We start from the raw sequence: 11,723 nt of genomic DNA, 5'->3' as shown, positions 1-11,723 counted from the left end.
TGGCGCCGCCCATGGTGTCACCCGGGCGGGCCGGACCGCGAGGTGGTTACGGCAGGTAGGTGCGTGGGTCGAGCGCGGGCGCCGACGCGACCGGCTCCGAGGTCCCGGCCGCGCCTCCGGTCGCCGGCCACTCGATGCTGCCATCGGGGTTGCGGAGGACCTGTCGCTCGACCGTGATCTTGAACTTCTTCACGTCGTAGCGAGAGCCCTGCGCGAGTCCCGTGACCCAGGAGAGGTAGGGCCGTCCCGAGGCCTTGCGCACGACCTCCGGTCCGTAGACCGGCTGGCCGCGGTGCCAACCCAGGGACGCGGAGAGCTGCTCGCTGCCATAGACCCGGCCGCGCTTGTCGAGGTTCGTCAGGATCATGTACGCCGACCTGGCGCCCTTGGCCTTGCCGCCGTACAGCCACACGGTGAGGTAGTGGTAGTCGTCGTGCACCGCCCGCGGCAGCCAGATCGCGTGCTGCCCCAGCACCACGTCGGCGTGGTTGGCGCTGCTGGCGCAGCGCGACCGGGAGTAGTAGCCCTGGGAGCCCCGCCAACCGTGCGAGGACGGGGTCCTCAGGGAGGAGCAGCGGCCGACGGACCGGCCGACGATCGTCTTCGTCGGAAGCCTGGTGACCGTCTTGTCACCGAACCGGAGCTTGGCCCGGGACAGCACCACGGTCATGTCCGCCGTCGCGACGGACCCCGCGGGGTCCGTCGCCGTCGCGCTGACGACGTAGCGTCCCGCCGGCGCCTGCCCGGCTCCGGGGAGACCCCCGCCCCAGGTGAGGGTTCTCGACGCGCCAGCCGTGAGGAAGACACTCGCCACCATGAACACCTCGCTGCCGGACGCCTCCCGGACGGTGACCTGGACCCTGGCGCGCCCGGTCGAGGTGACCCGGTAGCGCAGCGAGTCCTGGAAGTTGTCGTGGTAGGGGAAGAACTTGCGGATCTTGGTCGAGACCGAGACGGTCGGTGGGCTGAGCACCACGACGTCGATGATCCCCGAGGTGCCGGTGGCCGGGCCGGTGCCGGGCACGTCGTCACTGGCCACGACCTCGAGACCATAGGTCCCCTCACCCAGCTCGGTCGGGGTGTCGAACGTCAGCGACACCACCCCGTCCACATCGGGGGTGACGTCAGCACTCCCGGAGCGGACGACCGGATCGGTCTCCAGCGTGCCGGACCGCACCGTCCAGTCCAGGTGCACCGGCTCACCCCCCGGGTCGGGGTCGATCGTGAAGGAGGCCGTCGGCGACGCGCCCACCGCCACCGGACCGATCGCCGCGGTGGGCGTCACCGTCAGCACCGCCTCCGCCGACGCCGGAGAGACCAGCGACATCGCCAGCGGCAGCGTCAACAACGCCACCAGGACAGCACGAACAGCAGCAGAGACACGCAGCACGAGAACCCCGTCAGATCGCCAGCAGGTCCCGGCACCCTACGTCACCGGGGCGGGATCTCGGGTGACGACGCGAGATCAGCCGGTGGGGCCGCGTCCGTTGCCACCGGTCGGGTCCTGACCCTGCTCGGGCGTCTGACCCTGTCCCCAGCCGCGACCACCAGGGCCACCCGGAGGCCCGACCTGGCCCCGGGGACCGAACTGGCCGCCGAACTGGCCGCCGGGACCGCCGTGCCAACCCGGACCGCCCTGCCGCCAGTCGCCCCGGTCGTGGTGGACCACCCGGCCGAGCGCGAAGCCGCCCAGCCCGCCGACCAGCAGGGCGCCGACCGCGACCGCCGCCACGCCCTTGGCGCCCAGCACCCGCTCCCGCCACGGGGTCGCCGGCGGCCCGGCGTACGACGGCGCCGCGGGCGCGACCGGCTGCTCGACCGTCGCGTCGGCGGTCTGGCCGGCGGTCTGGTCGGTCGGCTGGTCGGTCGGCTGGTCGGTCGGCTGGTCGACGGAGTCTCCGGTGGGTGTCGAGCCCTCCGGCTCGGACTGCTGGTCGCTCATAGCACCAGGATGCGCCTCGTCGCTGTGTTGAGGCTGTGAAACCGCCGGGAAACTCACCCACCGACACCACAGAGCACTCACAGACAACGCACAGGTCCAGACGAGAGGGTGAGCCCATGGAGATGACCCGGGCAGACGGCACCCCCCTGCGCGTCCTCGTCGTCGACGACGAGGAGAACATCGCCGAGCTGATCGGCATGGCGCTGCGCTACGAGGGCTGGGAGGTGCACCAGGCCCACACCGGGACCAAGGCGGTCTCCGCCGCCCGGGAGTTCAAGCCCGACGCCGTCGTGCTCGACATGATGCTGCCCGACTTCGACGGCATGGAGGTGCTGCGCCGGATGCGCGCCTTCGACCCCGGCGTCCCCGTCGTGTTCCTCACCGCCCGCGACTCGGTCGAGGACCGCGTCGCGGGACTCACCGCGGGCGGCGACGACTACGTCACCAAGCCGTTCTCGCTCGAGGAGCTGGTGGCGCGGCTGCGCGCGCTGGTGCGCCGCGCCGGCGCCCAGGCCGTCGTCCACGAGCACGTGCTGACGGTCGGCGACCTGACCCTCGACGAGGACTCCCATGAGGTGTTCCGTGGCGGCGACGAGGTCTCCCTCACCGCCACGGAGTTCGAGCTGCTGCGCTTCCTGATGCGCAACCCGCGACGGGTGCTGAGCAAGGCGCAGATCCTCGACCGCGTGTGGAACTACGACTTCGGTGGCCAGGCCAACGTCGTGGAGCTCTACATCTCCTACCTCCGGAAGAAGATCGACGCCGGCCACGAGCCGATGATCCACACGATGCGGGGCGCGGGCTATGTCCTCAAGCCCGCCAACGGTGACGCCGAGGACGGCGAGTGAGGTCACTCACCGGTCGCCTGGTCGCCACCGCCGTCGCGTTGGTGGCCCTGGTCAGCCTGATGGTCGTCGGGCTGACGACCTACGCCATGAGCAGCTATCTCTCCGCCCGACTCGACGAACGGGTGCTGCTGACCCGGCCCGGCCCTCCGCCCGCGGGCGACTTCCACGGCGCCGACCACGACCACGACGACGACCGGGCCGGCGCGCCCGGCACCCTGACCGCGGCCCTGCCGGCCACCGGCACGACCGGCGGCTACGGCACCATCAACGACGCCGACCAGGACCACTCGACGTCCGACCTCACCACCGCCGACCTGGCCGCGCTCGACGACGTCCCCTCCGACCAGGCCGTCCACGTCGTCGACCTGCCCGACGCCGGCGAGTACCACGTCGTGGTCCGGCCGGCCCAGGCCACGACCGGCGCCGACGCCCGGATCGTCATCGGGCTGCCCAGCAGCGACGTCACCCGGGTGCTCTCGAGCCTGCTGACCCGCGGGCTGGCCCTGGCCGCGGCCGGCGTACTCCTGGCCGGCGCCGCCGGCTTCGCCCTCGTACGCCGGCAGCTCAGGCCGCTGCGCGAGGTGGCCGCGACCGCCCACGAGGTGGCCGACCTGCCGCTGGCCACCGGCGACATCAACCTGACCACCCGGGTGCCGGCGCACCTCACCGACGAGCGCACCGAGGTCGGGCAGGTCGGCTCGGCGCTCAACATGATGCTCGCCCACGTCGAGTCCTCCCTCGAGGCACGGCACCGCAGCGAGCAGCAGGTGCGCCAGTTCGTCGCCGACGCCTCCCACGAGCTGCGGACGCCGCTGTCCACGATCACCGGCTACACCGAGCTGGCCCGCAAGCGCCCCGAGGACACCGGCATCCGGGAGACCGCCCTGTCGAAGATCGAGGCCGAGTCGGATCGGATGACCAGCCTGGTCGAGGACCTCTTGCTGCTGGCCCGGCTCGACGCGGGCCGCCCCCTCGAGCGCGAGCAGGTCGACGTGTCACGCATCCTGGTCGAGGCGGTCTCCGACGCCCGCGTGCTCGCCGGCGACCACCAGTGGCGGCTCGAGCTGCCCGACCAGGCCCTCGAGATCCAGGGCGACGAGCTGCGGCTGCACCAGGTCGCCACCAACCTGCTCACCAACGCGCGGCGCTACACCCCCGCCGGCACCACGGTGACCGTCCGGGCCCGACGCGGCGAGATCTCCGTGCACGACGACGGGCCGGGCTTCCCCCCTGACCTGGTGGCGTCGGCGTTCGAGCGGTTCGCGCGCGGCGACGTCTCGCGCACCCGCGCCGGCGAGGGTGGAGTGGGCCTCGGCCTCTCCCTCGTCAAGGCGATCGCGGTCGCGCACGGCGGCTCGGTCCGGCTCGAGAGCACCCCCGGCGACACCACCATCACCGTCGCGCTGCCCGGCCTCATCGAAGCCACAGCAGGCTGACAGGTTCACCCCACCGGCGCGACAGATCCGCGAGCCACGGTGGGATCGTGACCCAGACGACGCTCCCCGACTCCTCGGCGCCGACCACTGCTCCGACGCCCCCGCCCTCCTCCCCCGGCCGCGGCGCTCCGACCGCCGCACCCGCCAGGCCGAGTCGGCCACCGTCGGTCCAGCCGACGGGCTCGCCGGACCGGGCACGGTGGGAGCGCCCGGCCCTCGGCGGCCTGCTCGTCGCCACCGCGGTGCTCTACCTGTGGGGGCTCGGCGAGTCCGGCTGGGCCAACTCGTTCTACTCCGCGGCCGTGCAGGCGGGCTCGGAGTCGTGGAAGGCGTTCTTCTTCGGCTCCTCCGACGCGGCGAGCTCGATCACCGTCGACAAGACCCCGCTGTCGCTGTGGCCGATGGCGCTGTCGGTGCGGGTCTTCGGGCTGTCCTCGTGGAGCATCCTGGTCCCCCAGGCGATCTTCGGCGTCGCCTCGGTATGGCTGTTGCACCGCACCGTCCGGCGCACGACGGGCTCGGCGGCGGCCGGGCTGATCGCGGGCGCCGTGCTGGCGCTGACCCCCGTGGCGGTGCTGATGTTCCGCTTCAACAACCCCGACGCGCTGCTCACCCTGCTGCTGATCGGGTCGGCGGCGGCCACCCTGCGCGCCGTCGACGAGACCCGCCGCACCGACGGGCACGCGCTGCGCTGGGTCACCCTGGGTGGCGCGCTGGTCGGCCTGGCCTTCCTCGCCAAGATGCTCCAGGCCTTCCTGGTGCTCCCGGCACTCGCGCTGGTCTACCTGCTCTTCGCGGCGGTGCCGCTCGGCAGGCGGATCGGTCACCTGCTCGCGGCGTTCGGTGCGATGATCGCGGCCGCCGGGTGGTGGGTCGCCATCGTGTCGCTGTGGCCGGCCGACTCCCGGCCCTACATCGGCGGCTCGCAGGACAACTCGATCCTCGAGCTGACCCTCGGCTACAACGGCTTCGGTCGGCTCACCGGCGACGAGACCGGCTCGGTCGGCGGTGGTGGCGGGTGGGGTGCGACCGGGATCACCCGGCTGTTCAACGCCGAGATCGGCGGTCAGATCGCCTGGCTGCTGCCGGCGGCCCTGATCCTCGGCCTCGCGGCGCTCGTGGTCGCGCGGCGACAGCGGCCGGTGCTGGCCGGGCTGACCGTCTGGCTCGGCTGGCTGCTCGTCACCGGGCTCACGTTCAGCCTGATGGCCGGCATCTTCCACGCCTACTACACCGTCGCCCTCGCCCCGGCCATCGCCGCGCTCGTCGGGATCGGCGCCGTGGTGCTCTGGCGCCGGCGCGACTCGCTGCTCGCCAGCAGCGTGCTCGCCCTCGCGATGGCCGCGACCACGGTGACCTCCTTCATCCTGCTCGACCGGGCGACCGACTGGCACCCCTGGCTCAAGTACGCCGTCGCGACGGTCGGACTCGCCTCCGCGCTGATGCTGCTCGGCGTCCGTCATCTGCCGGCCCGGGTCGGCGCCGTCGTGGCAGCCGCCGCGCTGATGGCCGGGCTGGCCGGCCCGGCGGCGTACTCCCTGTCCACTGCGGCCACCCCGCACACCGGCTCGATCCCCAGCGCCGGCCCGACCGTCGCCGGGAGCTTCGGTCCCGGCGGCGGAGGCCCCGGCGGGGGTGGCTTCGGAGGCCCCGGCGGGACGCCCCCGGGCGGGACCACCGGCGGGACCACCGGCGGGACCACCGGCGGGACCACCGGCGGGACCACCGGCGGGACCACGACGACGCCCCCGACGACCGGCGGCACGACGGGAGGCACCACGTCCCGTGGCGGCAGCGGCGCGGGTGGGCTGCTCACCGGCAGCACGCCGGGTGCCGAGATCACCGCGATGCTGGAGGCCGACGCCGACTCCTACACCTGGGTCGCGGCCGCGGTGGGCTCCAACAGCGCCTCGGGCTACCAGCTGGCCACCGAGGAGCCGGTGATGGCCATCGGCGGGTTCAACGGCAGCGACCCGAGCCCCACGCTCGAGCAGTTCCAGGCGTGGGTGGCCGCCGGCGAGATCCACTACTTCATCGGTGGCGGCAACGGCGGCGGTCCCGGTGGCGGGTTCGGGCCCGGCGGCAACACGTCGTCGGAGATCTCCACCTGGGTGCAGGAGAACTTCACCGCCCAGACCGTCGACGGCATCACCGTCTACGACCTGAGCACGGGGGCGAGCGGATGAGCGCCGCCCTCCCGCTGCCCGCGCCGACCGCGGTCGAGGTGGTGGTCCCGGTCTACAACGAGGAGGCCGCGCTGCCCCGGGCGATCGAGGAGCTGACCCGGCAGCTCGCCGCACTGCCCTGGACCTGGCTGGTGACGATCGCCGACAACGCCTCGACCGACGCCACCCCGCTGGTGGCGAGGCGGCTCGCCCACGAGCACGAGCACGTCCGGGTGGTCACCCTGCCCGAGAAGGGCCGCGGCCGGGCACTGAAGCAGGTGTGGTCGGCATCCGAGGCCGAGGTGCTCGCCTACCTCGACGTCGACCTGTCCACCGACCTCAACGCGCTGCTGCCGTTGGTGGCACCCCTGCTGTCCGGTCACTCCGACCTCGCGATCGGCAGCCGGCTGACGCGCGGTGCCCGGGTCTCCCGCGGTCCCACGCGGGAGCTCATCTCCCGTTGCTACAACACCCTCCTGAAGGGCACCCTTCGAGCGCGCTTCAGCGACGCCCAGTGTGGCTTCAAGGCGATCCGCCGCGACGTCGCCCGGGCGCTTCTCCCGCTGGTCCAGGACGACTCGTGGTTCTTCGACACCGAGCTGCTGGTGCTCGCGGAGCGCTCCGGGCTGCGCATCCACGAGGTGCCGGTGGACTGGGACGACGACCCCGACTCACGGGTCGACCTCACCCGCACCATCCTCGACGACCTCGCCGGGATCCGCCGGCTCGGCTGGGCACTGCTGACCGGGCGGCTGCCTCTGGACGACGTGCGCGAGCAGCTCGGGCGCGGCCGACGCGAGGGGCGCACCGGCAGCCAGGTCGTCTTCTTCGCGGCCATCGGGCTGGCCAGCACCGCGGCGTACGCCCTGCTGTTCCTGCTGTTCCGTCAGCTCTGGCCGGCCCAGCTCGCCAACGTGATGGCGCTGCTGCTCACCGCGGTCGCCAACACCGCCGCCAACCGTCGGCTGACCTTCGACGTCCGCGGCGCGGGCGCCGTGAGACACCACCTGCAGGGACTGTTCGTGTTCGGTCTCGGTCTGGCCCTGACCAGTGGCGCCCTGGTCGTGCTGCATGCGGTGGCCAGTGCTCCGCACCCCGTGGTCGAGGTGACGGTGCTGACCGCCGCCAACCTGCTGGTCACCGTGCTCCGGTTCAGTGCGATGAAGTGGTGGATCTTCCGGCCCTCCCCGGCCTCCGCGGGCTGAGTCGGCACCCGGCTCACCCCGCTGAGGCGTCGCAGACGGGGACGTGAGGCGTCGCAGACGGGGCCCCGTCAGTAGGGTCGCCTCATGCGGACCCTGGACGGCAAGGTGGTGGTGGTCACCGGGGCGGCCTCGGGGATCGGTCGGGCGCTGGCGGTGGCCGCGGCGCGGCGGGGCTCGTTGCTCGCGATCTCCGACGTCGACGAGGTCGGGCTCGCGGAGACCGCGCGGCTGGCAGCGGCCGCGGGCGCCCGGGAGGTCCGCGCCGACCGGCTCGACGTGCGCGACCGGGCGGCGTACACCGACTATGCCGAGGCCGTCGCCGCCCATTTCGGCCGCGTCGAGGTCCTCGTCAACAACGCGGGCGTGGCGCTCTCCGGGGACCTGCTGGACCTGGAGTACGACGACCTCGAGTGGATCGTCGCCACAAACTTCTGGGGCGTGGTGCACGGCACCAAGGAGTTCCTGCCGCACCTCATCGCCAGTGGCGAGGGGCATCTGGTGACGATGTCGTCGATCTTCGGCCTGATGTCGATGCCGGGGCAGAGCGCCTACAACGCCACGAAGTACGCCGTCCGCGGCCTGTCCGAGGCGCTGCGCGCAGAGCTGCTCGCCGCCGGGCATCCCGTCGGTGTCACCGTGGTGCACCCCGGCGGGATCAAGACGGCCATCGCCCGCAACGCCCGGAGCGCGGCCGGCGTCGACCACGACGAGGCGGCCCGGGCCTTCGACGAGGATCTGGCGCGGATGGAGCCGGAGCGGGCCGCCGAGATCATCCTGCGCGGCGTGCTCGCCGGCAAGGCGCGGGTGCTGGTCGGCGCCGACGCCCACCTGCTGCACCACGCGGCCAAGCTGCTCGGCTCGCGCTACCAGGACGTCCTGGCCCGTCGGGCCCGCCGGTTGCGGGCGCGGGGGTCCGGTGTCGGGACCTCGAGATAGCCCGGCCCCCGGGCTCGACCCGGGTGCGGCGGTACGGATCGTGACGACCAAGTGGGGCCGGCGGCCTCACTGGGAGTTCGACGGGCTCTTCCTCGGCGGCGACGGTCACGGTCACTGGGTGGGGTTCCGCGAGGGCACGCGCTTCTCCCGACCGGGCGCGACGTTCGTCGCCGAGCACGACCACGTGACGCTGGTGCCGGAGCACGGGAGCTTCCTCGCAACGTTCTTCCCGGACCAGCCGTCCCGCCACGGATTCCGCGTCTACGTCGACGTCACCGACCGACCGCGCTGGGAGGGTACGACGCTGCACGCGGTCGACCTCGACCTGGACGTCGTGCGCCTGGACGACGGCACGGTCTGCGTCGACGACGAGGACGAGTTCGCCGAGCACCGGGTGGACCTCGGCTATCCGCCCGAGGTCGTCGCCGGAGCGGAGGCGACCTGCGCGGCCGTGCTGGCCGGCGTACGCCGCGGCGCGGCGCCCTTCGACGCCACCACCCCGGCCTCCTGGCTGGCCGTCCTCCGCTCCCTCTGACTCTCGATAGTCCGGCGCGAAAAGCACCCCGCCCGAGCCCTGACAGGTGCTATTCGCGCCGGACTATCGCTCAGGGGGCGTCATCTCGAGGCGGACGCCGAGCAGCCGGACGGGCCGGACGCGGTCGGGGACCAGCTCGGGGACCAGCTCGGACACCCGGGCGAGCAGCGAGACGGCCGCGTCGGCGAGGACGTCGGGGTCGCGCGAGGGCTCCGGCAGGGTGAGACTGCGCGACCGCGTGACGAACGGTCGCAGCCGCACCTTGATCGCGACGCGGGCCGCCGGCCGGCCCTCACGGTCGATGTCGGCGAGCGCGGCGACGGCCAGCCGACGCACGGCGGCCTCGACCTCGGCACGCGACTCCAGGTCGATCTGGAAGGTCTCCTCGCGACCATGCGCCCGCGGCACCCACGGGGTGGGGTCGACGGTGTCGTCGCCGACCCCACGACCGAGACGGCGGTACCACGGCCCCATCGTCGGGCCCAGCTCCGCCGCCAGCACCCGGGCGTCAGCGGCGGCCAGCTCGGAGACCGTCGAGACGCCGAGCGCCTCCAGCTTGCGCGCCGTCTTGGCTCCGACGCCCCACAGAGCGGTCGTCGGCCGCTCCCCCATCACCTCGAACCAGGTCTCGCCGGTGAGCACGAAGATCCCGCGCGGCTTGCCGAAGTCGGTCGCGATCTTGGCGCGGAGCTTGTTGTCGCCGACACCGACCGAGCAGTGCAGCCCCGTCTCCGCCAGCACCGCGGCCCGCAGTTCCTCGGCGAAGCCGACCGGGTCGAGGGCCGCCTGATCGACGCCGGGCGCGGGGCCCACGAACGCCTCGTCCCAGCCCAGCACCTCGACGAGCACCGGCACCCCGCCCCACGCGAGGTCGCGCAGCGTCGCCATCACCCGCACCGACGCCGCGTCGTACGCCGGCTTGTCGACGGCCAGGAACACCGCGTCCGGACACCGTTTGAGGGCGGTGCGCAGCGGCATGCCCGAGCGGACGCCGTGCTCGCGGGCGGCGTACGACGCGGTCGAGACCACCCCGCGCTCGGTGGGGTCACCGCGACCCCCGACGACGACGGGCAGCCCCTCGAGCTCGGGCCGGCGCAGCATCTCGACCGCCGCGATGAACTGGTCCAGGTCGACGTGCAGGACCCAGCGCCGCGAGGCACCGCCACGGGGTGCGGGTTGCGGCGCCGGCCTTGTCATGTGTCGATCCTGCCGCGAGGATCGGGCCGTGGCGACTCCCCTGGACCCGACGGCGCTCGGCTTCCTGCTGGCCGACTCGCGTCGGGTGCCGATGCATGTCGGCGGTCTGCAGCTCTACAAGAAGCCGCCGGACGCGGGTCGGAGCTACACCCGCGACCTGTTCGACCAGATGCGCGAGGTCGACGACATCGCGCCACTGTTCAAGAAGCATCCCTACCGCTCGGTGAAGACGGGCGGGCAGTACGTCTGGGTCGAGGACGACGACTTCGACATCGAGTACCACGTGCGGCACAGCGCGCTGCCCAAGCCGGGTCGGGTCCGTGAGCTGCTGGAGCTGGTGTCGCGGCTGCACAGCACCCGGATGGCCACCGAACGCCCGCTGTGGGAGTGGACCCTGATCGAGGGCCTTCGCGACGGCCGGATCGCGATGTACGCCAAGATGCACCACGCGCTGGTCGACGGCGTCTCCGCCAACCGGCTGCTGCAGAGCATCCTCACCACCGACCCGGACGCCCGCGACCTGCCGCCGCCGTGGGCCGCCCGCCCGCGCGCCAGGACGGCGCGCGCCCAGGAGGAGGCCGAGAGCAGCCTGGAGCAGGTGTCGGTGTCGATCGCCGCCAAGGCCCTCGAGATCAGCGCCGACGCCGCCGGTCTGCCCAAGGCGCTGTGGACCACCCTCAGCCGGAGCCTGCGCAACGAGACCTCGCCGCTCTCCCTGTATGCCCCCAAGAGCATCCTGAACCAGCCCATCACCGGCTCCCGGCGGTTCGCCGCCCAGAGCTGGCCGATGGAGCGCCTGCGCGGAGTCGCCCGGGAGAGTGGGACGACGCTCAACGACGTGGTCCTCGCGATGTGCAGCGGCGCGCTGCGCACCTACCTCGAGGAACAGGCCGCGCTGCCGCAGCAGACGCTGGTCGCGATGGTGCCGATCGGGCTCAAGGCCAAGCAGTCGGGCTCGGCGTCCGCCGAGGGCGGCAACGCGGTCGGGTCGGTGATGGTCAAGCTCGGCACCGACCTTGCCGACCCCGCCGCGCGGCTGCAGTCGGTGCACGAGTCGATGCGCGACGGCAAACGCGCGCTGGCGCAGATGACTCCCCTGCAGATCCAGGCGATGAGCGCGATCGGTCAGGTGCCGGCGGTCCTGCCGTCGATGCTCAAGCTCGGCGGCGTCGGGCGGCCGGCGTACAACCTGGTGATCTCCAACGTGCCCGGGCCCCGCGTGCCGCACTTCTTCAACGGTGCCGAGATGGTCGGCAACTACCCGCTGTCGATCCCGATCGACGGGATGGCCCTCAACATCACCTGCACGTCGTACGCCGGCCACATGGACTTCGGGCTGACCGGCTGCCGACGCACGCTCCCCAGCCTGCAGCGGATCCTGACCCACCTCGACCACGAGCTGACCGCACTCGAGCAGGCCGCCGGGGTCTGAGGCCCTGCCGCGTCGAGCGAGGTCCCG

General features: G+C 73.0%; 10 protein-coding genes. 7 read left to right on the top strand and 3 right to left on the bottom strand.

Features of this window, described 5'->3' with window-relative positions; all coding sequences use genetic code 11:
- Nucleotides 1-46: 46 nt before the first annotated feature.
- Together R2740_RS04060 and R2740_RS04055 are read right to left on the bottom strand one after the other, a co-directional pair.
- Nucleotides 47-1,354 (bottom strand): hypothetical protein, encoded by a 1,308-nt coding sequence (locus R2740_RS04060; RefSeq protein ID WP_371301413.1) that lies wholly within the window; start codon nucleotides 1,352-1,354, stop codon nucleotides 47-49.
- 111 nt (nucleotides 1,355-1,465) lie between these two features.
- A complete protein-coding gene (locus tag R2740_RS04055; protein ID WP_371301412.1) occupies nucleotides 1,466-1,942 on the bottom strand; it encodes a hypothetical protein in 477 nt (158 codons plus the stop codon).
- A gap of 116 nt (nucleotides 1,943-2,058) precedes the next feature.
- Here R2740_RS04055 and R2740_RS04050 point away from each other — a divergent pair, with 116 nt between their 5' ends.
- The 6 genes from R2740_RS04050 (at nucleotide 2,059) to R2740_RS04025 (ending at nucleotide 9,067) form a co-directional block, all read left to right on the top strand.
- Nucleotides 2,059-2,790: a response regulator transcription factor gene (locus R2740_RS04050; protein ID WP_371301411.1), complete on the top strand. Its 732-nt coding sequence runs from the start codon at nucleotides 2,059-2,061 to the stop codon at nucleotides 2,788-2,790.
- Nucleotides 2,787-4,226 carry an ATP-binding protein gene (locus R2740_RS04045; RefSeq protein WP_371301410.1) on the top strand — a complete coding sequence of 480 codons (1,440 nt, stop codon included), beginning with the start codon at nucleotides 2,787-2,789 and terminating at the stop codon, nucleotides 4,224-4,226. Before R2740_RS04050 ends, R2740_RS04045 begins: the two co-directional genes overlap by 4 nt.
- A 47-nt stretch (nucleotides 4,227-4,273) precedes the next feature.
- Entirely contained in the window at nucleotides 4,274-6,412 is a 2,139-nt protein-coding gene (locus R2740_RS04040) for an ArnT family glycosyltransferase (protein WP_371301409.1), read from the top strand.
- A complete protein-coding gene (locus R2740_RS04035; RefSeq protein WP_371301408.1) occupies nucleotides 6,409-7,596 on the top strand; it encodes a glycosyltransferase in 1,188 nt (395 codons plus the stop codon). The genes R2740_RS04040 and R2740_RS04035 overlap by 4 nt, the downstream gene beginning before the upstream one ends.
- An 84-nt stretch (nucleotides 7,597-7,680) precedes the next feature.
- Nucleotides 7,681-8,532: an SDR family NAD(P)-dependent oxidoreductase gene (locus R2740_RS04030; RefSeq protein WP_371301407.1), complete on the top strand. Its 852-nt coding sequence runs from the start codon at nucleotides 7,681-7,683 to the stop codon at nucleotides 8,530-8,532.
- A gap of 40 nt (nucleotides 8,533-8,572) precedes the next feature.
- Nucleotides 8,573-9,067, top strand: a complete 495-nt coding sequence (locus R2740_RS04025) for a DUF402 domain-containing protein (RefSeq protein WP_371301406.1) — start codon at nucleotides 8,573-8,575, stop codon at nucleotides 9,065-9,067.
- 63 nt (nucleotides 9,068-9,130) lie between these two features.
- Here the strand turns inward: R2740_RS04025 and R2740_RS04020 are convergent, their stop codons facing one another.
- Nucleotides 9,131-10,264 carry a DNA polymerase IV gene (locus R2740_RS04020; RefSeq protein WP_371301405.1) on the bottom strand — a complete coding sequence of 378 codons (1,134 nt, stop codon included), beginning with the start codon at nucleotides 10,262-10,264 and terminating at the stop codon, nucleotides 9,131-9,133.
- Between the two features lie 28 nt (nucleotides 10,265-10,292).
- Between R2740_RS04020 and R2740_RS04015 the strand changes: the two genes are divergently transcribed.
- Nucleotides 10,293-11,696 carry a wax ester/triacylglycerol synthase family O-acyltransferase gene (locus tag R2740_RS04015; RefSeq protein ID WP_371301404.1) on the top strand — a complete coding sequence of 468 codons (1,404 nt, stop codon included), beginning with the start codon at nucleotides 10,293-10,295 and terminating at the stop codon, nucleotides 11,694-11,696.
- Nucleotides 11,697-11,723 lie beyond the last annotated feature (27 nt).

This window comes from Nocardioides sp. (assembly GCF_041393715.1).
Taxonomy (GTDB): Bacteria; Actinomycetota; Actinomycetes; order Propionibacteriales; family Nocardioidaceae; genus Nocardioides.
The sequence above is the reverse complement of the archived record's forward strand: the minus strand, read 5'-3'. Positions and strand labels throughout refer to the sequence as shown.

What these genes read in the sequence shown, in the direction of transcription:
- R2740_RS04055 (WP_371301412.1), bottom strand. Translation starts at nt 1,942, where the DNA reads ATGAGCGACCAGCAGTCCGAGCCGGAGGGCTCGACACCCACCGGAGAC.
- R2740_RS04050 (WP_371301411.1), top strand. Translation starts at nt 2,059, where the DNA reads ATGGAGATGACCCGGGCAGACGGCACCCCCCTGCGCGTCCTCGTCGTC.
- R2740_RS04035 (WP_371301408.1), top strand. Translation starts at nt 6,409, where the DNA reads ATGAGCGCCGCCCTCCCGCTGCCCGCGCCGACCGCGGTCGAGGTGGTG.
- R2740_RS04030 (WP_371301407.1), top strand. Translation starts at nt 7,681, where the DNA reads ATGCGGACCCTGGACGGCAAGGTGGTGGTGGTCACCGGGGCGGCCTCG.
- R2740_RS04020 (WP_371301405.1), bottom strand. Translation starts at nt 10,264, where the DNA reads ATGACAAGGCCGGCGCCGCAACCCGCACCCCGTGGCGGTGCCTCGCGG.